This is a genomic window from Streptomyces sp. NPDC085932 (assembly GCF_044540525.1).
GTDB classification, from domain to species: domain Bacteria; phylum Actinomycetota; class Actinomycetes; order Streptomycetales; family Streptomycetaceae; genus Streptomyces; species Streptomyces levis.
Map to the genome: position 1 here is coordinate 160,070 of NZ_JBITSJ010000008.1, position 24,859 is coordinate 184,928.

Here is a 24,859-nt window from a genome sequence, read left to right on the forward strand (position 1 = left end):
CGGACCCGGCAGGCCCGGGCCGGACCGCCACCGGCCCGCCGCCCGGGCGGCCCCGGCGAAGCCGGCGCGTCCGCCCCGTGGACGCGCTGCCCATCCGAGCCGACTCCCGGTTACGCTGGCGCCGTGCGCCGTCCCCGGATGCCCTGCCGGATGTCCGGGAAGCCGCATAGCCGACAGCCGTCGCATCCGAGGGAGCCCTTTTCATGGCCTCGTTGCCGCCGACCCCTTCCGCTGACAGCCGGACCCGCGTGTCCGCGCTCCGAGAGGCACTGGCCACCCGTGTGGTGGTCGCCGACGGTGCCATGGGCACCATGCTCCAGGCACAGGACCCCACGCTGGAGGACTTCGAGAATCTCGAAGGCTGCAACGAGATCCTCAACGTGACCCGCCCGGACATCGTCCGCTCGGTGCACGACGCGTACTTCGCCGTCGGCGTGGACTGCGTCGAGACCAACACCTTCGGCGCCAACCACTCGGCCATGGCCGAGTACGAGATCTCCGAGCGGATCCACGAACTGTCCGAGGCAGGCGCCCGCATCGCCCGCGAGGCGGCCGACGAGTACGCCGCCCGGGACGGGCGGCCCCGCTGGGTCCTGGGCTCCATCGGTCCCGGCACCAAGCTGCCCACGCTCGGCCACATCACCTACGGCACGATCCGCGACGGCTACCAGGCCAACGCCGAGGGCCTGCTCGCCGGCGGCGCGGACGCGCTGATCGTGGAGACCACGCAGGACCTGCTGCAGACCAAGGCGTCCGTCCTCGGCGCCCGCCGGGCCATGGAGGCCACCGGCGTCGAGGTCCCCCTGCTGTGTTCCATGGCCTTCGAGACCACCGGCACCATGCTGCTCGGCTCCGAGATCGGCGCGGCGCTGACCGCCCTGGAGCCCCTCGGCATCGACATGATCGGCCTGAACTGCTCCACCGGCCCCGCCGAGATGAGCGAGCACCTGCGCTACCTGACGCGGCACTCGCGCATCCCGCTGCTGTGCATGCCCAACGCCGGCCTGCCGATCCTCACCAAGGACGGCGCCCACTTCCCGCTCGACCCCGAGGGCCTGGCCGACGCCCAGCAGAACTTCGTCCGGGACTACGGCCTCTCCCTCGTCGGCGGCTGCTGCGGCACCACCCCCGAGCACCTGCGCCAACTGGTCGAGCGGGTCCGGGACGTCACCCCGCCCGAGCGCGACCCGCGGCCCGAGCCGGGCGCCGCGTCCCTCTACCAGTCGGTGCCGTTCCGGCAGGACACCTCCTACCTGGCCATCGGCGAGCGCACCAACGCCAACGGCTCGAAGAAGTTCCGCGAGGCCATGCTGGACGGCCGCTGGGACGACTGCGTGGAGATGGCCCGCGAGCAGATCCGCGAGGGCGCGCACATGCTCGACCTGTGCGTGGACTACGTCGGCCGCGACGGCGTCGCCGACATGGAGGAACTGGCCGGCCGCTTCGCCACCGCCTCCACGCTGCCGATCGTGCTGGACTCCACCGAGGTCGACGTGATCCGGGCCGGCCTGGAGAAGCTCGGCGGCCGCGCGGTGATCAACTCGGTGAACTACGAGGACGGCGACGGCCCCGAGTCCCGCTTCGCCAAGGTCACGCAGCTCGCCAAGGAGCACGGCGCCGCCCTCATCGCGCTCACCATCGACGAGGAGGGCCAGGCCCGCACCGCCGAGAAGAAGGTCGAGATCGCCGAGCGGCTCATCGACGACCTCACCGGCACCTGGGGCATCCACGAGGAGGACATCCTCGTCGACTGCCTGACCTTCACCATCTGCACCGGGCAGGAGGAGTCCCGCAAGGACGGCATCGCCACCATCGAGGGCATCCGCGAGCTGAAGCGGCGCCACCCGAAGGTGCAGACCACCCTCGGCCTGTCCAACATCTCCTTCGGCCTCAATCCGGCCGCCCGCATCCTGCTGAACTCCGTCTTCCTCGACGAGTGCGTCAAGGCGGGCCTGGACTCGGCGATCGTCCACGCGTCGAAGATCCTGCCGATCGCCCGCTTCAGCGAGGAGGAGGTCCAGACGGCTCTGGACCTCATCCACGACCGCCGCGCCGAGGGCTACGACCCGCTGCAGAAGCTCATGCAGCTCTTCGAGGGCGCCACCGCCAAGTCCCTCAAGGCCGGCAGGGCCGAGGAACTGGCCGCCCTCCCGCTGGACGAGCGCCTGCAGCGCCGCATCATCGACGGCGAGCGCAACGGCCTCGAAGCCGACCTCGACGAGGCCCTCCGGGAGCGGCCCGCGCTCGACATCGTCAACCAGACCCTGCTGGAGGGCATGAAGGTCGTCGGCGAGCTGTTCGGGTCCGGCCAGATGCAACTGCCGTTCGTCCTGCAGTCCGCCGAGGTGATGAAGGCCGCCGTCGCCCACCTCGAACCGCACATGGAGAAGACCGACGAGGCCGGCAAGGGCACCATCGTGCTCGCCACCGTGCGCGGCGACGTGCACGACATCGGCAAGAACCTCGTCGACATCATCCTGACCAACAACGGCTACAACGTCGTCAACCTCGGCATCAAGCAGCCCGTCTCCGCGATCCTGGACGCGGCCGAGGAGCACAGGGCCGACGTCATCGGCATGTCCGGTCTCCTGGTCAAGTCCACGGTGATCATGAAGGAGAACCTGGAGGAGCTGAACCAGCGCGACCTGGCGGCGAAGTACCCGGTCATCCTCGGCGGCGCCGCCCTCACCCGCGCCTACGTCGAGCAGGACCTGCACGAGCTCTACGAGGGCGAGGTCCGCTACGCCCGGGACGCCTTCGAGGGCCTGCGCCTGATGGACGCCCTCATCGGCGTCAAGCGGGGCGTGCCCGGCGCGAAGCTGCCCGAGCTGAAGCAGCGCCGGGTCCGGGCCACCGCCGCGGCCGCCGTGGAGGAGCGCCCCGAGGAGGGGCACGTCCGCTCCGACGTGGCCACCGACAACCCCGTGCCCGAGCCCCCCTTCCGCGGCACCCGGGTCATCAAGGGCATCCAGCTCAAGGAGTACGCGAGCTGGCTCGACGAGGGCGCCCTGTTCAAGGGCCAGTGGGGCCTGAAGCAGGCCCGCACCGGCGAGGGCCCGTCCTACGAGGAACTCGTCGAGAGCGAGGGCCGCCCCCGGCTGCGCGGCCTGCTCGACCGGCTCCAGACGGAGAACCTGCTGGAGGCGGCCGTGGTCTACGGCTACTTCCCCTGCGTCTCCAAGGACGACGACCTGATCATCCTGGACGACCAGGGCAACGAGCGCACCCGCTTCACCTTCCCGCGCCAGCGCCGCGGCCGGCGCCTGTGCCTGGCCGACTTCTTCCGCCCGGAGGAGTCCGGCGAGACCGACGTCGTCGGCCTCCAGGTCGTCACCGTCGGCTCGCGCATCGGCGAGGAGACCGCGCGCCTGTTCGAGGCCAACGCCTACCGCGACTACCTCGAACTGCACGGTCTGTCCGTGCAGCTGGCCGAGGCCCTCGCCGAGTACTGGCACGCGCGCGTGCGCTCGGAACTCGGCTTCGCCGGGGAGGACCCGGACGAGATGCAGGGCATGTTCGAGCTCAAGTACCGGGGCGCCCGCTTCTCCCTCGGCTACGGCGCCTGCCCCGACCTGGAGGACCGCGCGAAGATCGCCGACCTGCTCCAGCCGGAGCGCATCGGCGTCCACCTGTCCGAGGAGTTCCAGCTGCACCCGGAGCAGTCCACGGACGCCATCGTGATCCACCACCCCGAGGCGAAGTACTTCAACGCCCGCTGACCCGGCCCGCCGGGCACACGCCACCGCCACCCCCGGCGTACGCACCGTGTGCCCGGGGGCACAGCGGCCGAACGAGGCACTTCCGCCAAAGACGACGTAGACTGGTCGGTCCACTGCAGGCCGGTTCCCTTCGTGGGAGCCGGCCTGATCGTCCCTCAAGGAGGTAGGTGGATGACCAGTACGGTCCCCGCGCTCGGTACCCGGACGGCCGAAGGATCGGCCCTCCAGGCCGTGCTCCTCGACATGGACGGCACCCTGGTGGACACGGAGGGCTTCTGGTGGGACGTCGAGGTGGAGGTCTTCGCCTCCCTCGGCCACAGGCTCGACGAGTCCTGGCGCCATGTCGTGGTGGGCGGTCCCATGACCCGCAGCGCGGGCTTCCTGATCGAGGCCACCGGAGCCGACATCGGCCTCGACGAACTCACGGTCCTGCTCAACGACGGCTTCGAGGAGCGCATCGGCCGCGCCCTGCCGCTGATGCCGGGCGCCGGCCGGCTGCTGGCCGAGCTGTACGAGTACGAGATCCCCACGGCCCTCGTCTCCGCCTCGCACCGGCGCATCATCGACCGGGTGCTCGCCTCGCTCGGCGCGCACCACTTCCACCTGACGGTCGCCGGCGACGAGGTGCCGCGCACCAAGCCCCACCCCGACCCCTACCTGGCGGCCGCCGCCGGCCTCGGTGCCGACCCGGCCCGCTGCGCCGTCATCGAGGACACCGCCACGGGCGTCGCCGCGGCGGAGGCCGCCGGCTGCCGGGTCGTGGCCGTGCCGTCCGTCGCCCCCATCCAGCCGGCCCTCGGGCGTACGGTCGTCAGCTCGCTCGAAGAGGTCGACCTGACATTTCTGCACGGTCTGATGACGGAAATGCGCTAGGCGTTCACCCAGCGTGCAGCGGGGATAGGGCGGAAATTCCGCGGGTGAATTCGAACCCCTCCGGATGACCGAATTCCCGTACCCTCGAACCCGTTTACGCGTGTGACGTTCCCCACGCGGTCCGGGGTCGACAGCGGGTCCGGTGTGTGCTGTGCACCCCCTCCCGGGGGCCGTCGGCGTGCCCTTGTGTCCTGATTGATGGAACGCTGCACCAAAGCTTCCCCTGTCGGGTTTTCGGTGCGTCCGCGCCCGGTTCCGCAGCGTGATGGGTGCTCAACTCCGGTCACTGCGAGGGTTCCTGCCGGGCCGGACTAATCTCGTCGCGAGAACCTCGCCCCACCCCCGTGATCCGCTGCGCCACCCCTGCATGCCGGGTACACGGAGTCGACAGCTCTGGAGAAACTCGAGCATGAACCGCAAGACTTTGGTGCTGCCGGCCGTGGTCGGCCTGCTCGCGCCCGTGCTCGCCGCCTGCGGTGGTTCCGGCAGCGGGAGCGGCGACAGCGACGCGATCGTCGTCGGCACCACGGACCGGTTCACCGCCTCGAAGGACGCGCCCGCGCCCCTCGACCCGGCGTACGCCTACGACGTCGGCACCTGGAACGTCCTGCGTCAGACCGTGCAGACCCTGATGATCCAGCCGCGCGGTGAGGGCGAGCCCGTGCCCGAGGCCGCCGAGCGCTGCGGCTTCACCGACACCGGCAACGAGCGCTACGCCTGCACCCTGCGCGACGGCCTGAAGTTCGCCAACGGCGACCCGGTCACCGCGGCCGACGTGAAGTACTCCATCGACCGCGCCCTCTCCCTCAAGGCCGACAGCGGCGTCTTCGCCCTGCTGTCCACCATCGACACGGTCGAGACGCAGGGCGACCGCGAGGTCATCTTCCACCTCAAGACGGCCGACGCGACCTTCCCGTACAAGCTGTCGACCCCGGTCGCGGGCATCGTCGACCCGGACGACTACCCGAAGAACAAGCTGCGCGACGGCTTCGACCTCGAAGGCTCGGGTCCGTACACCCTCAAGGCCGTCGTCGAGAACGACGAGATGGTCCGGGCCGAGTTCACCAAGAACCCCGAGTACAAGGGGACCCTGAAGGTGAACAACGACAAGGTCGAGATGGTCGCCTTCAAGGACGCCGACGCCATGGGCGAGGCGCTGGAGAAGGGCGACATCGACCTGATGACCCGCGCCATGTCGCCCGACCAGATCCGCAAGCTCTCGGGCGACGCGGACACCGAGGTCGACCTCGTCGAGATGCCCGGCCTGGAGATCCGCTACCTGGGCTTCAACACCGACGCCCCGAGCGTGAAGTCCAAGGCCGTCCGCCAGGCGATGGCCCAGGTCGTCAACCGCAGCGCCCTGGTCGCCAAGGTCTACGGCTCCCAGGCCGAGCCGCTGTACTCGCTGGTCCCGGCCAGCGTCACGGGCCACTCCAACTCGTTCTTCAACAAGTACGGCGAACCGAGCGTCACCAAGGCGCGCTCGCTGCTCAACCAGGCGAACGTCACCACCCCGGTGAAGCTCACGCTGCACTACACGACCGACCACTACGGCCCCGGCACCAAGAAGGAGTTCGAGGTCCTGCGCGACCAGCTGAACTCCAGCGGCCTGTTCGAGGTCGACATCAAGGGCACCCCGTGGAACACGTTCCGCCCGGCCGAGAAGAAGGGCGAGTACGACGTCTACGGCATGGGCTGGTTCCCGGACTTCCCGGACGCCGACAACTTCCTCGCGCCGTTCCTCGACAAGGACAACACCCTCGGCTCGCCCTACGCCAACAGCCGCATCCGCAACACCCTGATCCCCGAGTCCCGCCGGGAGGCGGACCGGCTGTCCGCCTCCACCAGCCTGACGGACATTCAGGACATCGTCGCCAGTGACGTGCCGGTGCTGCCGCTGTGGCAGGGCAAGCAGTACGTCGCCGCGCGCGACGACATCACGGGTACCGCCTACGCCCTCAACTCCTCCTCGACGCTCCAGCTGTGGGAGCTCGGCCGAGGCGTGAGCGGCTGACGTACCCCAGGGAACCCCGGGGCCGGTGACCGCGGCCCCCGGGGAACCGTGCCCCGGAGCCGGGGACAGGCTCCGGGCGTTCTCGAGAACCGACGACAAGGCACACACGTGAACATACGCAACCAGTGGCCGGTCCTGCCCATCGTGGCCGGGCTCGCCTCCGGACTGCTGACCGGCTGTGGCACGGAGACCGGAGACTCCGCGGGGGACGGCTCCAACGTGGTGGTGGGGATGTCCGACGACGTCCTGGCCACCGATCCGGCCTCCGGCTACGACCCGGGCTCCTGGCTGTTGTTCAACAACGTCTTCCAGTCGCTGCTCAGCTTCCCCAAGGGCGCCACCGAACCGCAGCCCGAGGCCGCCGAGACCTGCGCCTTCAGCGACGCGGCGACCACGGTCTACAAGTGCACCCTGAAGGACGGGCTGAAGTTCAGCAACGGGAACGAACTCACCTCGAAGGACGTCAAGTTCTCCTTCGACCGCATGCTGAAGATCAACGACCCGGACGGGCCCGCGATCATGTTCCCGACGCTGGAGAAGGTCGAGACGCCGGACGAGCGGACGGTCGTCTTCCGGCTCAACACGGCCGACGCCACCTTCCCCAGCAAGATCGCCTCCGGCGCCGGGTCCATCGTGGACCACCGCGAGTACGACGCGGACGGCCTGCGCGAGGACGGCCGGGCCGTCGGCTCCGGCCCTTACAAGCTCGACTCGATCGACAAGGGTCACGCCGTCTTCTCCGTCAACGAGAACTACAAGGGCACCGCCGAGGTGAAGAACACCGGCGTGACGCTCAAGTTCTTCGACGGCGACCAGACCGCCCTGAAGCAGGCCATCCAGAACGAGGAAGTCGACATCGCCTACCGCGGTCTGACCGCGAGCGACATCGCCGACATGGAGAAGGCCGACGACGGCACCGGCGCCGAGGTCGTCGAGGGCAGCAGCGCCGAGGTCCAGCACCTGGTGTTCAACATGGACCACCCGGTCGCCGGAAAGCTCGGCGTCCGCAGGGCCATCGCCCACCTGCTCGACCGCGAGGCCCTCATCCGGGACGTCTACCAGGGCACCGCGACCCCGCTGTACTCGATCATCCCGGCCGGCATCGCGGGCCACAACACCGCCTTCTTCGACACCTACGGCGCCCGGCCCTCCAAGGCCAAGGCGGCGGACGCGCTGCGCGAGGACGGCATCACCGGCAAGGTGAAGCTGACCCTCTGGTCGACCCCCTCGCGTTACGGCCCCGCCACCGACCAGGAGCTGACCGCCATCGCCGGCCAGCTCAACGCCAGCGGTCTGTTCGACGCCGACGTGAAGTCCGTGCCCTTCGGCCAGTACGAGAAGGACATCGCGGCCGGCAAGTACGGCGTCTACGTCAAGGGCTGGGTCCCCGACTACCCGGACGCCGACAACTTCACGGCCCCCTTCTTCGGCAAGGGCAACGTGCTCGACAACAACTACGAGAACGGCACCATCACCGGCTCGCTCATCCCGCGCACCGCCTCCCTCACCAACCGGGCGGCCACGGACAAGGAGTTCGGCGAGCTGCAGGACATCGTCGCCGACGAACTGCCCGTCCTGCCGGTGTGGCAGGCCAAGCAGTACGCGGTCGTCCGCGACGGCGTCTACGGCCTGGAGTACTGCCTCGACGCGTCCACCGTGTTCCGCTTCTGGGAGCTGAGCAAGGACGCCTGACGCACGGATGTGACGAAGGGCGCCTCCTGCTCGGCAGGGGGCGCCCTTCTCGTCGTGCCGGTCGTCATTGCGCGGCTGTGCTTGCTCCGCCTACTGCGCCCCGGGGCGCACCAGTCCGCTCTCGTAGGCGTACACCGCCGCCTGCACGCGGTCGCGCAGACCCAGCTTGGTGAGCACGTGCCCGACGTGCGTCTTGACCGTGGTCTCGCTGACGAACAGGTCCGCGGCGATCTCCGCGTTGGACAGGCCGCGCGCCACCAGCTTCAGCACCTCGACCTCGCGGTCGGTCAGCGTGTGCAGCGTGTCCGGCACCGGCTCGTCGCCCGAGGGCAGGTGCGTGGCGTACTTGTCGAGCAGCCGGCGCGTGATGCTCGGCGCGAGCATCGCCTCGCCCGCGGCCACGACCCGGATGGCCTGCACCAGCTCGTTGGCGGGCGCGTCCTTGAGCAGGAAGCCGCTCGCCCCGGCCCGCAGCGCCTCCACCACGTACTCGTCGAGGTCGAAGGTGGTGAGCACCAGCACCTTCGCCGGGCCGTCGCGCCCGGGGCCGGTGATCTGCCGGGTCGCCTCCACGCCGTCCATCCGCGGCATGCGGATGTCCATCAGCACCACGTCGGGCTGGAGGGCCCGCACCTGGTCGAGCGCCTGGAGGCCGTCTCCGGCCTCGCCGACGACCGCGAGGTCCTGCTCGGCCTCCAGGATCATCCGGAAGCCCGTACGGAGCAGTGGCTGGTCGTCGACCAGTAGGACGCGGATGGCCACGTAAGTCTCCTTCGCTAGTCCGGCCCCATTCTGCCCTGCGCGGGCCCGCCGGACTCAGGCGCCCTCACCGGCGGCGACCGCGTCCGCCCGGGGGACCAGCCCCGGGCCGCCGCCGTCCGCCGTGCGCACCGGCAGCGGGTACGGCGGGGGAGTGCCGCCGAACTCCGGGCAGTGCGCCTGGTGGTCGCACCAGCCGCACAGCTTCGTCGGCCGCGGCCGCCAGTCACCCGTCTCGGTCGCCAGCCGGATCGCCTCCCACAGCGCCAGCAGCTTGCGCTCGACCCGCTCCAGATCCGCCAGGACCGGGTCGTACGTGAGCACCTCGCCACTGCCGAGGTAGACCAGCTGCAGCCGGCGCGGCACCACGTTCTTCAGCCGCCAGACGACGAGGGCGTAGAACTTCATCTGGAACAGGGCGCCCTCGGAGTACTCGGGCCGGGGCGCCTTGCCCGTCTTGTAGTCGACGATCCGGACCTCGCCCGTGGGCGCCACGTCGACCCGGTCGATGATGCCGCGCAGCCGCAGCCCCGAGTCCAGCTCCGCCTCGACGAACAGCTCCCGCTCGGCCGGCTCCAGCCGGCTGGGGTCCTCCAGGGTGAACCAGCGCTCGACGAGCCGCTCCGCCTCGCCCAGCCAGCGCGCCAGCCGCTCGCCCTCGGGGTCGTCGGCGAACAGCTCACCGACCTCCGGCCGCGTCTCGCGCAGCCGGTCCCACTGGCCGGGGATCAGCGACTTCGCCCGGGGCGGCGTACGCTCCGCCGCCGGGGCGTCGAAGAGGCGCTCCAGGACCGCGTGCACCAGCGTGCCCCGGGTCGCCGCCTCGCTGGGCTTCTCCGGGAGGCGGTCGATGACCCGGAAGCGGTAGAGCAGCGGGCACTGCATGAAGTCACTCGCACGGGAGGGGGAGAGCGAGGCGGGCGGTATGGCGCGGGGTCCCGTCACGAGGTCGCTGACGGCGGCCGTCTCGGCAGCCGCCTCCGCCACGGCCTGCGCGGCGGTGTCCTCCGTCCCGGTCTGCGCGGCCGTGTCCACCGCCGCCCCGGGCACCGCCGGGACGGGCGGCTCCACCGCCGGGGCGGGGCCGCTCTCGGGCTGCGCCGTGCCCTCGCTGCTCGTCTCCATGCCACAGACCTTACGGCCCGCCACCGACAGTGAGCCGAGCGCGTCGCGTGGGGGAAGCCGGGAGGGACCGTCGACGTACGGGAAACACAGGGGTGCCGGGGCGGAACGCGCCTCGGCGGACGCATACCATCGACTCGAGACCCTCCCGTCCGGCAGGCGCGGGAGACGCTTCGAACGAGGGGACACCGGTGGAGGAGAGCGGCGGGCGCGGGCAGCCGCGGTCCGGCAACGACGAGTCGGCCGAGCACCACGCCGGACCCCCGGCCCGGCCCGCCGGCCCGGCCTCCCCCGACGAACGCCCCGTCGAGGACCGCCCCTTCACCCCGGCCGGACCGGACACCGCCCCACCGAAGCCCGAACCGGCCACGGCGGAGAAGCGGACATCGGGAACGCCGACGGAGGAGCAACTGGCGGAGGAGAAGCCGGCGGGGGAAATGCCGACGACTGGAGAGCCGGCGGGGGAGGAGCCGACGGCGGAAGGGCCGGCGGGGGAGAAGCCGACAGGGCCGAGCCCGGCACCCGGTCCCGTCGCGGCGGATGCCCCGGCGGCCGGGCCCGCTCCGGCGAACGAGCCGGCGGGAGACGGTTCAGGACCGGGACCGGCAGCGGCCCCCTCTCCGACACCTCGCCCCGCAACGGCGAACACCCCCGAGGCCGGCACGGCAGAACAGCAGGACGCCACGGGGGCTCCCCGGACGGATGCTCCGGCGGGCCCGACCGGCCCCGCCGCCGACGCCCACCCCGACCGCGCCTACGCCGGCGACCCTCACCCCGGTCCCGCGCCCCACGGGTCCACCACGGACGATCACCACGCGCCCCCTGCCGACGGCCGCCCGGCGGCGGACCCTGGCCACCGCGCCCCCGACGCCGACGAGCCCGGCGCGGACCGCGGTCACCCGGGCAGCGCCCCCTCCGGCCAAAGTCCGGACCGCCACGCTCCGGCCCCCGGGGCCCCGGATCACCGGCCCGGGGCCCCGGCCGGACCCCCCTCCGCCGCCGGTCACCGCCCCCTCGCGCACTCCGCCGACGGCAAGGGGCCCGCCCCCCAGCGGCCGGAGCCCCGGGGTGGGCTGCTCATGGGACGGCCCTTCGGGGTGCCCGTGTACGTCGCCCCCAGCTGGTTCCTGGTCGCCGCCCTGATCACCTGGGTGTTCGGCGGGCAGCTGGAGCGCGTGCTGCCGGAGCTCGGCGCCGCCCGCTACCTGGTCTCGCTCTTCTTCGCCGTGGCCTTCTACGCCTCCGTGCTGGTCCACGAACTGGCCCACACCGTCGCCGCCCTCCGCTTCAAGCTCCCGGTCCGCCGCATCCAGCTCCAGTTCTTCGGCGGCGTCTCCGAGATCGAGAAGGAGGCCGAGACCCCTGGCCGGGAATTCGTGCTGGCGTTCGTCGGCCCGCTGCTCTCGCTCGTCCTGGCCGGCGTCTTCTACGCCGGCCTGCAGGCCGTGGACCCGGGCACCGTCCCGGGCGTGCTGCTGGCCGGCCTGATGATCTCCAACCTGATCGTGGCCGCGTTCAACCTGCTGCCCGGCCTGCCCCTCGACGGCGGCCGCATGCTCCGCGCGGTCGTCTGGAAGCTCACCGGCAAGCCGATGAGCGGCACCATCGCCGCCGCCTGGGTCGGCCGGGCCCTCGCCGTCTCCGTCCTCATCGGCCTGCCGCTGCTCACCCAGTCCGGCGCGCTCGGCTCCGACGCGGTGGACAACGTCGGCATGGACACGGTCCTGGACGCCCTGCTCGCCGCCATCCTCGCCGCGATCATCTGGACCGGCGCCGGCAACAGCCTGCGCATGGCACGGCTGCGCGAGCACCTCCCCGAGCTGCAGGCACGCACGCTCACCCGCCGCGCGGTCCCCGTCGAGGGCGACACCCCGCTCTCGGAGGCCCTGCGCCGCGCCAACGCCGCCGGAGCCCGCGCCCTGGTCGTCGTCGACGCCGACGGCCGGCCCCTCTCGCTCGTCCGCGAGGCCGCCATCGTCGGCGTACCGGAGCACCGCCGCCCCTGGGTCGCCGTCAGCGGTCTCGCCCAGGACCTCACCGACGGCATGCGCGTCTCGGCGGAGCTGTCCGGCGAGGAACTCCTCGACGCCCTGCGCGCGACCCCCGCGACCGAGTACCTGGTGGTGGAGGAGACCGGCGAGATCTACGGCGTGCTGTCGGCGGCCGACGTGGAGCGCGCCTTCGTCAAGGCGATGGCCAGGCCGTCCTGACGGGGGCGCGGCGGTGGTCCCGGCGGCCGTCCCGGTGGTCGGAGGCCCTCCCGGAGGCCGGTAGGCTGGTCACATGTCCGAACCGACCGGTGCCGCCCGCAGGCGCGGGCCCTTCAAGGTCGGGGACCAGGTTCAGCTGACCGACCCCAAGGGCCGCCACTACACGTTCACGCTCGAGGCCGGGAAGAACTTCCACACCCACAAGGGTTCCTTCCCGCACGACGAGCTGATCGGCGCTCCCGAGGGCAGCGTTGTCCGCACCACGGGGAACGTCGCCTATCTCGCGCTGCGCCCCCTGCTCCCCGACTACGTCCTGTCCATGCCCCGCGGGGCAGCCGTCGTGTACCCGAAGGACGCGGGGCAGATCCTCGCCTTCGCCGACATCTTCCCCGGCGCGCGCGTCGTGGAGGCCGGCGTCGGCTCGGGCTCGCTCAGCAGCTTCCTGCTGCGCGCCATCGGCGATCAGGGCATGCTGCACAGCTACGAGCGCCGCGCCGACTTCGCCGAGATCGCCCAGGCGAACGTCGAGCGCTACTTCGGCGGCCCGCACCCCGCCTGGCAGCTCACCGTCGGCGACCTGCAGGACAACCTGTCCGACACCGACGTCGACCGCGTCATCCTCGACATGCTCGCCCCCTGGGAGTGCCTGGAGGCCGTCTCCAAGGCGCTCGTCCCCGGCGGCATCCTCTGCTGCTACGTCGCGACCACCACCCAGCTCGCGCGGACCGTCGAGTCCATCCGGGAGATCGGCTGCTTCAACGAGCCGACCTCCTGGGAGACGATGATCCGTAACTGGCACATCGAGGGCCTGGCCGTCCGCCCGGACCACCGGATGATCGGCCACACCGGCTTCCTGCTCACGGCCCGCCGCCTGGCCGACGGCGTCGAGCCGCCCATGCGCCGCCGCCGCCCCGCCAAGGGCGCCTACGGCGAGGACTACGCGGGACCCAACGCCGACGGCGGCACCGCCCGCTGAGACGGCTCACCACCCCGCACAACGCACAGGCGCCGTGGCGCAGTTCCCGGACACCGCACCGGAACTGCGCCACGGCGCCTCTCCGTTGCCGCCCGAGGTGAACGCCGCCCGGGGTGAACCCGCGCGCGACGCCCTTGACCAGCCCCGCGGCACTCGGCTGCCGCCACCCGCGCCGGCAGCGGCCCGAGCGGGCACCGGCCCGCTGACACGACGGCAGGAACCGCAACCCTTCTGACTTCCCCGCCTCAGTCAGCCCACACCCCGCCGTTCCCTCGCGGTGTGACGTGTGGCACCATCTTGGCCACCCCACCGGTACAGCCCTCAGGAGACACTCCTAGTGCAGCCTTCCGCCGTCCCGGAGCTCGCCCACACCCACACCCGCCCCATCCACTGGCTCGCCACCGCCACGGCGCTCGCCGGCGTGGTGGCCCTCTCCTCGGTCCTGCAGCCCGGAGCGGCGACGGCCGCCCAGCCCGATGCCCCCGAGACGAGAAGCGCGCCGGCGCCGTTGGCCGCGCCCGACCCCGCCGCTGTGGAGTTCCCCCTCGAATGCGGCCCCGTGAAGGCCGTGGTGCAGAAGAAGGCGACCGGAGACCTCGACGGCGACGGCAACCCCGAGACGGTGGCCGTGGTTCACTGCGACTCCCCGATGGGCACCCCGCCGGACGGCGTGTACGTCCTCACCCGGGGCGGCGCCGACGGCAAGCCGCGCCTGGTGGCGACCCTGCTCGACCCCAAGGACGGCACCACCGTCGGCGACTTCGCCGTCCGCGCGGGCGCCGTGACGGCCACCCTCCTCGGCTACTCGTCCCCGGACGTGCCGCGTTGCTGCCCCGACGAGAAGAGCGACGTGAAATGGCGTTGGCAGGACGGCACGTTCGTCCGCTCCACGCCGGCCGGTGCCCGCAGCGTGTGAAGCCCGTGTGGCAGCGGTGTGTGAGATATCAGACAGTAGTCACGGAACGTGGAGAACTGGTCACTCCGCGTCCGGACCGTAGACCTCGGCCTTGTCCGAAACTCGCCGTACGTGGATGCACTCGCCCGGACACTCCTTCGCCGAGTCGATCACGTCCGTGAGGAGCGGCAGCGGAACGGGCGTTGTCGCCCCCTTGTCCTGGAGCAACGCGTCGTCGGCGCTCTTCACGTAGGCCAGACCGTCGATGTCCAGCTCGAACACCTCGGGCGCGTACTGGGCGCAGATGCCGTCGCCGGTACACAGGTCCTGGTCGATCCAGACCTCCAGCGCCTCGCCCTCGACCCCGGCCTCCTGCTGCACGCTCATGTCTCCTGCCGTTTCATGCGTCGAGCCGCACCGGGAATCCGGCCAGCTCTGACGGGTGTTGAACGCTTCGACCGTACCTGAGGCTGGGTTCCAATCATGTTCGCTGGGTATCCCCCTGGCGTGAGGGAGAGCGCAAGGGTGAAGATCGGACACACCCCGACCGTCTTTGTGATCTAGGGGTTTCAATCGACACCCGCCCAGGTAGGGTCTGGAAGCGTCCAGCTCCCCTTGGAGGAGGTGAGGACCGTGGCAGCCCACGACGACGACATGAACCGCGGCATCCGCCCGGGACGCGGGTCCGACGACCCGGCCGGGCAGATCGCCTACCTTGAGCAGGAGATCGCCGTCCTGCGACGCAAGCTCGCCGACTCTCCGCGACACACGAGGATTCTCGAAGAGCGGATCGTCGAGCTGCAGACCAATCTGGCCGGCGTGTCCGCGCAGAACGAGCGACTGGCGAACACGCTCCGTGAGGCCCGGGACCAGATCGTGGCCCTCAAGGAAGAGGTCGACCGGCTCGCGCAGCCGCCGGCCGGCTTCGGCGTCTTCCTGACGGCGAACGAGGACGGCACCGCCGACATCTTCACCGGCGGCCGCAAGCTCAGGGTGAACGTCAGCCCCAGCGTCGAGCTCGAGGAGCTCCGGCGCGGCCAGGAAGTCATGCTCAACGAAGCGCTCAACGTGGTCGAGGCCATGGAGTTCGAGCGCGTCGGTGACATCGTCACCCTCAAGGAGATCCTCGAGGACGGCGAGCGGGCCCTCGTGCTCGGGCACACCGACGAGGAGCGGGTGGTGCGGCTCGCCGAGCCGCTGCTGGACGTCACCATCCGCCCCGGCGACGCCCTGCTCCTGGAGCCCCGCTCCGGATACGTCTACGAGGTCGTCCCCAAGAGCGAGGTCGAGGAGCTCGTCCTCGAAGAGGTCCCCGACATCGGCTACGAGCAGATCGGCGGACTCGGCGGCCAGATCGAGGCCATCCGGGACGCCGTCGAGCTCCCCTACCTGTACCCGGACCTGTTCAAGGAGCACGAACTGCGGCCGCCCAAGGGTGTGCTGCTGTACGGACCCCCTGGATGCGGTAAGACACTGATCGCGAAGGCCGTGGCCAACTCGCTGGCCAAGAAGGTCGCCGAGGTGACCGGCCAGGCCGCCGGCAAGAGCTTCTTCCTGAACATCAAGGGCCCCGAGCTGCTCAACAAGTACGTCGGTGAGACGGAGCGGCAGATCCGCCTCGTCTTCCAGCGGGCCCGTGAGAAGGCCAGCGAGGGCACCCCCGTCATCGTCTTCTTCGACGAGATGGAGTCCCTCTTCCGCACCCGTGGCTCCGGTGTCAGCTCGGACGTGGAGAACACCATCGTCCCGCAGCTGCTCGCCGAGATCGACGGCGTGGAGGGCCTGCAGAACGTGGTCGTGATCGGCGCCTCCAACCGCGAGGACATGATCGACCCGGCCATCCTGCGTCCCGGCCGGCTGGACGTGAAGATCAAGATCGAGCGTCCGGACGCCGAGGCGGCCAAGGACATCTTCGGCAAGTACCTCACCGAGCGCCTCCCGCTGCACTCCGACGACCTCGGGGAGCACGGCGGCGACAAGGGTGCCACGGTCCAGAACATGATCCAGACGGCCGTCGAGCACATGTACGCCGAATCCGAGGAGAACCGCTTCCTGGAGGTCACCTACGCCAATGGTGACAAGGAAGTCCTGTACTTCAAGGACTTCAATTCCGGCGCCATGATCGAGAACATCGTGGGCCGGGCCAAGAAGATGGCGATCAAGGACTTCCTCGAGAAGAACCAGAAGGGCCTCCGCGTCTCCCACCTCCTCCAGGCCTGCGTGGACGAGTTCAAGGAGAACGAGGACCTGCCGAACACCACCAACCCCGACGACTGGGCCCGCATCTCCGGAAAGAAGGGCGAGCGGATCGTGTACATCCGTACGCTCATCACCGGAAAGCAGGGCGCGGACACCGGGCGCTCCATCGACACGGTGGCGAACACCGGTCAGTACCTGTAAAAGGCAGGGCGGCTGCGGGTGCCCTCGGCGGGTACCCGCAGCCGACTGTTTTTCAGGCCACGGCTGGAGCAACGCAATGACGCAAATGATCTCCCCACCAGCGCAAAGGCGTTCTAGGCTCTTGCGTACCGCCGAGTCGCGCAGTGCGGGGACGGGCACCGCACACGCAACCGAGCGCCAGCGGTATCTGAGTGGCGCCCACGACCGAGGGTGCCGCCGGGCAAGGAGGGCCGCATGACCGTACGGCGAGTAATGGGCATCGAGACGGAGTACGGGATCTCCGTCCCCGGCCACCCCAACGCCAATGCCATGCTCACCTCGTCCCAGATCGTGAACGCCTACGCGGCGGCGATGCACCGGGCCCGCCGGGCCCGCTGGGACTTCGAGGAGGAGAACCCGCTGCGGGACGCGCGAGGCTTCGACCTCGCCCGCGAGGCCGCCGACTCCAGCCAGCTCACGGACGAGGACATCGGCCTGGCCAACGTGATCCTCACCAACGGCGCACGGCTCTACGTCGACCACGCGCACCCCGAGTACAGCGCGCCCGAGGTGACCAACCCCCGGGACGCCGTCCTCTGGGACAAGGCCGGCGAGCGGATCATGGCCGAGGCGGCGGAGCGGGCCGCGCAGCTCCCCGGTGCCCAGCCGATCCACCTGTACAAGAACAACACCGACAACAAGGGCGCGTCCTACGGCACGCACGAGAACTACCTGATGAAGCGGGAGACCCCCTTCTCGGACATCGTGCGCCACCTGACGCCGTTCTTCGTCTCCCGTCAGGTCTTCGCCGGAGCGGGCCGCGTCGGCATCGGCCAGGACGGGCACGAGCACGGCTTCCAGCTCAGTCAGCGGGCCGACTACTTCGAGGTCGAGGTCGGCCTGGAGACCACGCTCAAGCGCCCGATCATCAACACCCGCGACGAGCCGCACGCGGACGCCGAGAAGTACCGGCGCCTGCACGTGATCATCGGCGACGCGAACCTGTCGGAGATCTCGACCTACCTCAAGCTGGGCACGACCTCGCTGGTGCTGTCGATGATCGAGGACGGCTTCATCGCCGTCGACCTGGCCGTCGACCAGCCCGTGCGCACCCTCCACCAGGTGTCGCACGACCCGTCCCTGAAGCGCCTGGTCACGCTGCGCAGCGGCCGCACGCTCACGGCGGTCCAGTTGCAGATGGAGTACTTCGAGCTCGCGCGCAAGTACGTGGAGGAGCGGTTCGGGGCGGACGCCGACGAGCAGACGAAGGACGTCCTGTCCCGTTGGGAGGACACCCTCACCCGTCTGGAGCACGACCCGATGAGTCTGGCCGGCGAGCTGGACTGGGTCGCCAAGCGGGAGCTCATGGAGGGCTACCGCCGCCGGGACAACCTCGACTGGGACGCGGCCCGGCTGCACCTCGTCGACCTCCAGTACGCGGACGTACGGCCCGACAAGGGCCTGTACAACCGCCTGGTGGCCCGGGGGCGCATGAAGCGGCTGCTGACCGAGGAGGACGTCGAGCGGGCCCGTACGGCGCCGCCCGAGGACACCCGGGCGTACTTCCGCGGCCGCTGCCTGGAGCAGTACGCGGACGACGTCGCGGCCGCCTCCTGGGACTCGGTGATCTTCGACCTGCCGGGGCGGGACTCGCTGCAGCGGGTCCCAACCCTGGAACCGCTTCGCGGAACGCGTAATCACGTCAAGGAGCTCCTGGACCGCTGCCGCACCGCGGAGGACCTGGTCAGGGTGCTTTCGGGAGGATGAACGCGATCAGCGGGTACTCGGGTGGGGCCCGCCGGACAGGGTGGAAAATCCCAGGTCCGGGAATCATCGAGGTGGTCCCCGTACGTTGGAGCAACTGCGGGGCCATCGTCAGACCCGGCGAGTAGGGTCTGATCTTGACCGAGCAACTGTGTCGGGCGAACCGAGCGGGGTGAGGGATATGGCGACCAAGGACACCGGCGGCGGACAGCAGAAGGCCACCCGGTCCACCGAGGAGGTCGAGGAGCAGGCGGCAGAGGCGCAGGCTTCCGAGGACCTCAAGGAGCGTCAGGAGAAGCTGAGCGACGACGTGGACTCGGTCCTGGACGAGATCGACGACGTCCTCGAGGAGAACGCCGAGGACTTCGTCCGGTCCTTCGTGCAAAAGGGTGGCCAGTAAGGCGCCTGTGCCTTCATTCCGAAGGTGAATGGGGTGCGCGGGTGACGGACGGGCGAAGCGCGGAGCGCTGCGCGCGGGACAGGGTGTGACGTGCTGTCCTCGTGTGCGGCGCTCCGGGCGTCGACGGCGTCCCGAGCCCGGTGGCCCGCCGCCGGGGCGCGGCGGGCAAGTGCGGCATCGCTCCGGCGGAGTTGGGGTCGCCGGGCATGTGGATCACCGCCGCAGGACGGGTAGGGTCCGTGGCATACCGTGCCCCCGGTCGCAACCGGACCGGGGTTGTTCCAAAGGATCGGCCCGACGTCACAGGGCGGGCTGTCGCATACGTGGAAGGAATCGCGTGGAAGCCAACACTCGTAGCACCGGGCGTCTACCAGCTGCCTTCCTGACGCCAGGCTCCTCCTCCTTCATGGACTTCCTGTCCGAGCACCAGCCGGAGATGCTGCCCGGCAATCGGCAACTGCCGCCCACCCAGGGCGTGATCGAGGCACCGCACGGGACGACGATCGTCGCCGTGACGTTCCCCGGCGGCGTCGTCCTCGCCGGCGACCGGCGGGCCACGATGGGCAACGTCATCGCGCAGCGGGACATCGAGAAGGTCTTCCCCGCCGACGAGTACTCGGCGGTGGGCATCGCCGGCACGGCGGGTCTGGCCGTGGAGATGGTGAAGCTCTTCCAGCTGGAGCTGGAGCACTTCGAGAAGGTCGAGGGCGCGCAGCTGTCCCTGGAGGGCAAGGCGAACCGGCTCTCGACGATGATCCGCTCGAACCTGGGCATGGCCATGCAGGGGCTGGCCGTCGTCCCGCTCTTCGCCGGGTACGACGTGGACCGGGAGAAGGGCCGGATCTTCTCCTACGACGTCACGGGCGGTCGCTCCGAGGAGCACGGCTACGCGGCCACCGGTTCCGGCTCGATCTTCGCGCGCGGCGCGATGAAGAAGCTCTACCGGGACGACCTGAGCGAGGACGAGGCCACCACGCTCGTGGTCCAGGCGCTCTACGACGCGGCAGACGACGACTCGGCGACCGGTGGTCCCGACGTCGCCCGCCGGATCTATCCCATCGTCACCGTGATCACCGAGGACGGCTTCCGCCGGCTCACCGAGGACGAGGCGTCGCAGATCGCGCGCTCGATCCTGGAGCGGCGGCTGGAGCAGCCGGACGGTCCGCGGGCCGCGCTGCTGTGAGCGGCGCGCTGTCGTGACGAGGTGGTCCAGTGAACCGACGGAATCCTGAAGAGAGGGACGGATAACCGGTGTCGACGCCGTTCTATGTCTCACCCCAGCAGGCCATGGCCGACCGGGCGGAATACGCCCGCAAGGGCATCGCCCGCGGTCGCAGCCTGGTCGTGCTGCAGTACGCCGACGGCATCGTGTTCGTCGGTGAGAACCCGTCCCGTGCGCTGCACAAGTTCAGCGAGATCTACGACCGGATCGGCTTCGCGGCCGCCGGCAAGTACAACGAGTACGAGAACCTGCGGATCGGCGGGGTGCGCTACGCCGACCTGCGCGGTTACACCTACGACCGGGACGACGTGACGGCCCGGGGCCTGGCGAACGTGTACGCGCAGACGCTGGGCACGATCTTCTCCAGCGCGGCCGAGAAGCCGTACGAGGTGGAGCTGGTGGTCGCCGAGGTCGGGGAGACGCCCGACGGCGACCAGATCTATCGGCTGCCGCACGACGGGTCCATCGTGGACGAGCACGGCTCGGTCGCGGTCGGGGGCAACGCGGAGCAGATCAGCAGCTACCTCGACCAGCGCCACCGGGACGGCATGACGCTGGCGGAGGCGCTGAAGCTGGCGGTGCAGTCGCTGTCCCGTGACACCAACGGCAGCGAGCGGGAGATTCCCGCGGAGCGGCTGGAGGTGGCGGTGCTGGACCGCACGCGGCCGCAGAAGCGCAAGTTCAAGCGCATCAGCGGGCGCCAGCTGTCGCGGCTGCTGGAGGAGGCGGCCGGGGCGAGCGGCTCCGAGACGACGCCGAAGGACACCGAGTAGTCGTACCCGGCAGTTGCGCACGGCATCGGCGCCCCGGTCACGGTTGTGGCCGGGGCGCGGGCGTGTGGGGGCGCGCGTGCCTTCGCCTGACGGTGGGGGGTGGCTCGGGGCCGCGCCGGGGGGTGTCCGTCCTCGGAACGGCGCGATGGGGTGAGACACCGACTCGCTGTCCGTTGACGCGCCAACCGCTGCGGGCGGACCCCGGCACGGCCCCTTCCGTGCGTCGGCGGCCGCGGGAGTGTGGTGGCTCGCCCAGCGGACAACGGATGTGGCGGGCCTCCGCCGCAACGCCGGGTACGGCTAGCGCGACGGTGCCGTGGAGGCCCGTTCCACCAGCCGTACCGGGATGTCCCCGCTCTCGGGCTCCCGGCCCTCCAGGACCGCCAGCAGGGCCCGCATGCCCCGTTCCCCGAACAGCTCCGCGTCCAGACGGACCGTGGTCAGCTCCGGGTCGATCGCCGTGGCCAGGGCCAGATCGTCCAGGCCGGTGACCGACAGGTCGTCCGGGATGCGCAGGCCCAGGCGGCGGGCCGCCTTGTAGACGCCCGCGGCCAGGAGGTCGTCGTCGCACACCACGGCCGTGGGGTGCGGCCCCGGGGCCGACAGGGCGGCCACCGCCGCCGGCACGGCGCCCTCGATGGAGATCGGGGAGCGGGCCGTGGAGACCGAGGTGCCCGGCACCGCGGCCAGGCGGGAGGCCAGTTCACGCGAGCGCACCTCGAACGTCCACGAGGGCACGTCCGCCGCGAAGTGGAGGAAGCGGCGGTGGCCCAGGGACAGCAGGTGCTCCACGACCTGGCGGACACCGTCGGCGATGTCCAGGTTGACCGTCGCCGCGCCGAGGCTGCCCGCCGGGTCGCTGTCCAGCATGACCAGGGGGAGCGCCTCGCCGCTGATCGCCGTCAGCGCGTCCGCCGCCATGGACGAGGCGATGACGCCGTCCAGGGCCGCCTGCGCGGAGGCGAAGGGGTCGCGGGCGGGACCGATGCCCTCGGGGGAGGGGTAGAGGACCACGCCGAAGCCGTGCTCGGCGGCGACCCGGGCGGCACCCGTGTAGACGCCGGCGAAGAACTCGGTGGTGAGGGCCGGGACCACCAGCAGGACCGTGCGCGTACGGCCCAGACGCAGGTTGCGGGCGGCCAGGTTCGGGCGGTAGCCCAGGTCGCGGGCGGCCTCGCGGACGCGTTCGGCCGTCGCCTCCGAGACCCGGCCGCGCCACTTGTCGCCGAGGACCAGGGAGACGGCCGCCTGCGAGACGCCGGCGGCCTGGGCGACGTCCCGGCTCGTGGGTCGGGTGCTGCCTCGTGCCACCGTCGGGCCGCTCCTTCGTCTGGACTCGTGAACAGCGGACATGGTACGTATGGAAGCCTACGTTATACGTAAAACCTAGGGCGGGGACATGGCCACGGGATACCTGGAGATCCTTCGGGCGCGACACGCCGCCCGACTGCTCGTCGGCACGCTGGTCGGCCGGCTGCCCAACGCCACGGCCGCCATCGCGATCGTGCTCTTCGTCCGCGCGGAGGGCGGCACGTACAGCCTGGCCGGCGTCCTGGCGGCCGTGTACGGCGTCGCCAACGCCGTCGGGCAGCCCGTGCTCGGACGGCTGGTGGACCTGCGCGGACAGCCGCGGGTGCAGCTGCCCGCCGCCGTGCTGTCGGCGCTCGCGATGGCCGCCTTCGCCGCCTGCGGTATCGCATCGCTCCCGCTCGCCCATCTCGCCGTCGCCGCCGCCGGCCTCTTCACACCACCCCTGGAGGGCGGGCTGCGGGCGCTGTGGCCGTCGGTGCTGCGGCGCGAGGACCAGGTGCACACGGCGTACGCCATGGACGCCGTGGCCCAGGAGGTGATGTTCACCGTCGGGCCGCTGCTGGTGACCCTGTGCGTGTCCCTGTGGTCGGCCCAGGCCGCGCTGCTCGTGCTGAACGTCGTGGGAGTGGTGGGGGCGCTGTCCGTGGTCGTGTCGCCGCCCTCGCGGGCCTGGCGGTCGGCGCCGCGCGAGGCCCACTGGCTCGGCGCGCTGCGCTCGGCGGGGCTGCTGGCCCTGCTCGCGGCGTTCCTGTTCATCGGCATGGCGCTGGGCTCCATCACGGTCGCCTCCGTGCCGTACGCGGACACACACGGCGGCGACGCCGTGTACGGCTGGCTGATGGCGGCCCTGGGGTTCGGGGCGCTGGTCGGCGGTGCCGTGTACGGGGCCCGGCAGTGGGCCGGGGAGCCCGCGCGGCGACTGCAGGTGCTGGTGGCGCTCCTGGTGGTGTGTTACCTGCCGCTGACGCTCATGCCGGACGCCGTGCCCATGGTGGCGCTGACCGCGCTCGCCGGGGTCTTCCTCGCGCCCGCCATCGCCTGCGCGTTCGTCCTGGTCGACCGGCACGCCCCGCGCGGCACGGTCACCGAGGCGTTCTCCTGGCTGGTGACCACCTTCACGGTGGGCCACTCGGTCGGAACGGGCGTCGCCGGGCCCGTGGTGGAGGCGGGTGGGGCGCAGTGGGGCTTCGCCGTGCCGGCCGTCGCGGGTGGCGTGTCGTTGCTGGTTTTGCTGGCCACAGGACGGGTAGTCGCAGCTCCCGGCCAGGGAGCGGTCGTTGCGGCCGGTTCGGAAAATGATCCAAACCGTGCCGTCGAACCCCGTTTCAGTTCAGGGGATCGGGCGTAATGTTCCCTCATGGACCGCCGCATTTTCGGGCTGGAGAACGAGTACGGCGTCACGTGCACGTTCAGGGGACAGCGCCGCCTGTCTCCTGACGAGGTGGCGCGGTACCTCTTCCGCCGTGTCGTGTCATGGGGCCGCAGCAGCAATGTCTTTCTGCGAAACGGCGCCCGCCTCTATCTCGACGTGGGATCGCATCCGGAATACGCCACACCCGAATGTGACAACGTGATCGAACTGGTCACCCACGACAAAGCCGGCGAGCGCATCCTCGAAGGACTCCTGGTGGACGCCGAACGACGCCTGCACGAGGAGGGAATCGCGGGCGACGTCTACCTCTTCAAGAACAACACCGACTCGGCGGGCAACTCCTACGGGTGCCACGAGAACTATCTCGTGGCACGGCACGGGGAGTTCTCGCGTCTCGCGGACATTCTGATCCCGTTCCTGGTCACACGGCAGCTGCTGTGCGGCGCCGGCAAGGTGCTGCAGACACCGCGCGGGGCCGTGTACTGCGTCAGCCAGCGGGCCGAGCACATCTGGGAGGGCGTCTCCTCGGCGACGACCCGCTCCCGGCCGATCATCAACACCCGCGACGAGCCGCACGCGGACGCCGAGCGCTACCGCCGCCTGCACGTCATCGTGGGCGACTCCAACATGTCCGAGACGACCATGCTGCTCAAGGTCGGCGCCACCGACCTCGTGCTGCGCATGATCGAGGCGGGCACGGTGATGCGGGACCTGACCCTGGAGAACCCCATCCGGGCCATCCGGGAGGTCAGCCACGACATCACCGGCCGGCGCAAGGTGCGCCTGGCCAGCGGACGCGAGGCCTCCGCCCTGGAGGTGCAGCGCGAGTACTACGAGAAGGCCGTGGACTTCTGCGAGCGCCGCGGCATCCGCACCGGCACCGTCGAGCGGGTCCTGGAGCTGTGGGGCCGCACGCTCGACGCGATCGAGGCCGAGGACCTCGACCGCATCGGCACCGAGATCGACTGGGTCATGAAGTACAAGCTCATCGAGCGGTACCGGGCCAAGAACAACATGACCATGTCGCACCCCCGGGTCGCGCAGATAGACCTCGCCTACCACGACATCCACCGCCGTCGCGGCCTGTACTACCTGCTGGAGAAGAAGGGGCAGGCCGCCCGCGTCTGCAACGACCTGAAGATCTTCGAGGGCAAGTCCGTACCGCCGCAGACCACTCGGGCCCGGCTGCGCGGCGACTTCATCCGCCGCGCCCAGGAACAGCGCCGCGACTTCACGGTCGACTGGGTGCACCTCAAGCTCAACGACCAGGCCCAGCGCACCGTGTTGTGCAAGGACCCGTTCCGGTCGGTGGACGACCGGGTGGAGAAGCTGATCGCCGGAATGTGAGCCGACGCACCGGCGCGGAAAATCGCCGGAA

The 24,859-nt window shown here is 70.8% G+C and carries 18 protein-coding genes; 14 read left to right on the plus strand and 4 right to left on the minus strand.

What is annotated here, in order from left to right; translation table 11 throughout:
* Positions 1-203: 203 nt before the first annotated feature.
* The 4 genes from metH to ACIGAQ_RS33450 all read left to right on the plus strand — a co-directional run bounded on the left by metH (position 204) and on the right by ACIGAQ_RS33450 (position 8,298).
* Positions 204-3,719: a methionine synthase gene (metH, locus tag ACIGAQ_RS33435; RefSeq protein WP_399789661.1), complete on the plus strand. Its 3,516-nt coding sequence runs from the start codon at positions 204-206 to the stop codon at positions 3,717-3,719.
* Between the two features lie 171 nt (positions 3,720-3,890).
* Entirely contained in the window at positions 3,891-4,592 is a 702-nt protein-coding gene (locus ACIGAQ_RS33440) for an HAD family phosphatase (protein ID WP_311684101.1), read from the plus strand.
* A gap of 409 nt (positions 4,593-5,001) precedes the next feature.
* Positions 5,002-6,606, plus strand: coding sequence for an ABC transporter substrate-binding protein (locus ACIGAQ_RS33445; RefSeq protein WP_399789664.1), 1,605 nt, complete (start codon positions 5,002-5,004; stop codon positions 6,604-6,606).
* Between the two features lie 108 nt (positions 6,607-6,714).
* Positions 6,715-8,298 (plus strand): ABC transporter substrate-binding protein, encoded by a 1,584-nt coding sequence (locus ACIGAQ_RS33450; RefSeq protein WP_399789667.1) that lies wholly within the window; start codon positions 6,715-6,717, stop codon positions 8,296-8,298.
* Positions 8,299-8,388: 90 nt separating this feature from the next.
* Here the strand turns inward: ACIGAQ_RS33450 and ACIGAQ_RS33455 are convergent, their stop codons facing one another.
* Both ACIGAQ_RS33455 and ACIGAQ_RS33460 read right to left on the minus strand, forming a co-directional pair.
* Positions 8,389-9,060 carry a response regulator transcription factor gene (locus ACIGAQ_RS33455; RefSeq protein ID WP_030606450.1) on the minus strand — a complete coding sequence of 224 codons (672 nt, stop codon included), beginning with the start codon at positions 9,058-9,060 and terminating at the stop codon, positions 8,389-8,391.
* A 54-nt stretch (positions 9,061-9,114) separates the two neighbouring features.
* Entirely contained in the window at positions 9,115-10,182 is a 1,068-nt protein-coding gene (locus tag ACIGAQ_RS33460; RefSeq protein ID WP_311684108.1) for a RecB family exonuclease, read from the minus strand.
* 188 nt (positions 10,183-10,370) lie between these two features.
* On the opposite strand from ACIGAQ_RS33460, the gene ACIGAQ_RS33465 reads away from it, so the two are divergent.
* From ACIGAQ_RS33465 to ACIGAQ_RS33475, 3 genes are all read left to right on the plus strand, one after another.
* Complete coding sequence (locus tag ACIGAQ_RS33465; RefSeq protein WP_399789670.1) at positions 10,371-12,389, plus strand: site-2 protease family protein; 2,019 nt, start codon at positions 10,371-10,373, stop codon at positions 12,387-12,389.
* A 73-nt stretch (positions 12,390-12,462) separates the two neighbouring features.
* Complete coding sequence (locus tag ACIGAQ_RS33470) at positions 12,463-13,365, plus strand: tRNA (adenine-N1)-methyltransferase (protein WP_031114607.1); 903 nt, start codon at positions 12,463-12,465, stop codon at positions 13,363-13,365.
* 337 nt (positions 13,366-13,702) lie between these two features.
* Positions 13,703-14,281: a hypothetical protein gene (locus tag ACIGAQ_RS33475; protein ID WP_311684114.1), complete on the plus strand. Its 579-nt coding sequence runs from the start codon at positions 13,703-13,705 to the stop codon at positions 14,279-14,281.
* A 60-nt stretch (positions 14,282-14,341) separates the two neighbouring features.
* Here the strand turns inward: ACIGAQ_RS33475 and ACIGAQ_RS33480 are convergent, their stop codons facing one another.
* Positions 14,342-14,647, minus strand: a complete 306-nt coding sequence (locus ACIGAQ_RS33480; RefSeq protein ID WP_311684116.1) for a ferredoxin — start codon at positions 14,645-14,647, stop codon at positions 14,342-14,344.
* 246 nt (positions 14,648-14,893) lie between these two features.
* Between ACIGAQ_RS33480 and arc the strand changes: the two genes are divergently transcribed.
* The 5 genes from arc to prcA all read left to right on the plus strand — a co-directional run bounded on the left by arc (position 14,894) and on the right by prcA (position 20,798).
* Complete coding sequence (gene arc, locus ACIGAQ_RS33485; protein WP_094055291.1) at positions 14,894-16,660, plus strand: proteasome ATPase; 1,767 nt, start codon at positions 14,894-14,896, stop codon at positions 16,658-16,660.
* Positions 16,661-16,894: 234 nt separating this feature from the next.
* Positions 16,895-18,406, plus strand: coding sequence for a depupylase/deamidase Dop (gene dop, locus ACIGAQ_RS33490; protein ID WP_362279009.1), 1,512 nt, complete (start codon positions 16,895-16,897; stop codon positions 18,404-18,406).
* Between the two features lie 178 nt (positions 18,407-18,584).
* Entirely contained in the window at positions 18,585-18,803 is a 219-nt protein-coding gene (locus ACIGAQ_RS33495) for a ubiquitin-like protein Pup (RefSeq protein WP_030244016.1), read from the plus strand.
* Positions 18,804-19,140: 337 nt separating this feature from the next.
* Positions 19,141-19,986: a proteasome subunit beta gene (prcB, locus tag ACIGAQ_RS33500; protein WP_311684121.1), complete on the plus strand. Its 846-nt coding sequence runs from the start codon at positions 19,141-19,143 to the stop codon at positions 19,984-19,986.
* A gap of 68 nt (positions 19,987-20,054) precedes the next feature.
* Positions 20,055-20,798 (plus strand): proteasome subunit alpha, encoded by a 744-nt coding sequence (gene prcA, locus ACIGAQ_RS33505; RefSeq protein ID WP_311684122.1) that lies wholly within the window; start codon positions 20,055-20,057, stop codon positions 20,796-20,798.
* Positions 20,799-21,098: 300 nt separating this feature from the next.
* On the opposite strand, the gene ACIGAQ_RS33510 is transcribed toward prcA, so the two are convergent.
* Entirely contained in the window at positions 21,099-22,151 is a 1,053-nt protein-coding gene (locus tag ACIGAQ_RS33510) for a LacI family DNA-binding transcriptional regulator (RefSeq protein WP_399789678.1), read from the minus strand.
* 46 nt (positions 22,152-22,197) lie between these two features.
* Between ACIGAQ_RS33510 and ACIGAQ_RS33515 the strand changes: the two genes are divergently transcribed.
* Both ACIGAQ_RS33515 and pafA read left to right on the plus strand, forming a co-directional pair.
* On the plus strand, positions 22,198-23,457 hold the full coding sequence (locus tag ACIGAQ_RS33515; protein WP_399789681.1) for an MFS transporter: 1,260 nt from the start codon (positions 22,198-22,200) through the stop codon (positions 23,455-23,457).
* Between the two features lie 9 nt (positions 23,458-23,466).
* The gene (pafA, locus tag ACIGAQ_RS33520; protein ID WP_311684128.1) at positions 23,467-24,828 is read left to right on the plus strand and encodes a Pup--protein ligase; all 1,362 of its coding nucleotides are present in this window, start codon (positions 23,467-23,469) and stop codon (positions 24,826-24,828) included.
* Positions 24,829-24,859: the final 31 nt, after the last annotated feature.

Excerpts from the sequence above, each read along its gene's own strand:
- pafA (WP_311684128.1), top strand. The coding sequence starts at position 23,467 with ATGGACCGCCGCATTTTCGGGCTGGAGAACGAGTACGGCGTCACGTGC.
- metH (WP_399789661.1), top strand. The coding sequence starts at position 204 with ATGGCCTCGTTGCCGCCGACCCCTTCCGCTGACAGCCGGACCCGCGTG.
- dop (WP_362279009.1), top strand. The coding sequence starts at position 16,895 with ATGACCGTACGGCGAGTAATGGGCATCGAGACGGAGTACGGGATCTCC.
- ACIGAQ_RS33460 (WP_311684108.1), bottom strand. The coding sequence starts at position 10,182 with ATGGAGACGAGCAGCGAGGGCACGGCGCAGCCCGAGAGCGGCCCCGCC.
- ACIGAQ_RS33515 (WP_399789681.1), top strand. The coding sequence starts at position 22,198 with ATGGCCACGGGATACCTGGAGATCCTTCGGGCGCGACACGCCGCCCGA.
- ACIGAQ_RS33470 (WP_031114607.1), top strand. The coding sequence starts at position 12,463 with ATGTCCGAACCGACCGGTGCCGCCCGCAGGCGCGGGCCCTTCAAGGTC.
- ACIGAQ_RS33445 (WP_399789664.1), top strand. The coding sequence starts at position 5,002 with ATGAACCGCAAGACTTTGGTGCTGCCGGCCGTGGTCGGCCTGCTCGCG.
- ACIGAQ_RS33480 (WP_311684116.1), bottom strand. The coding sequence starts at position 14,647 with ATGAGCGTGCAGCAGGAGGCCGGGGTCGAGGGCGAGGCGCTGGAGGTC.
- ACIGAQ_RS33495 (WP_030244016.1), top strand. The coding sequence starts at position 18,585 with ATGGCGACCAAGGACACCGGCGGCGGACAGCAGAAGGCCACCCGGTCC.
- ACIGAQ_RS33440 (WP_311684101.1), top strand. The coding sequence starts at position 3,891 with ATGACCAGTACGGTCCCCGCGCTCGGTACCCGGACGGCCGAAGGATCG.
- ACIGAQ_RS33510 (WP_399789678.1), bottom strand. The coding sequence starts at position 22,151 with ATGTCCGCTGTTCACGAGTCCAGACGAAGGAGCGGCCCGACGGTGGCA.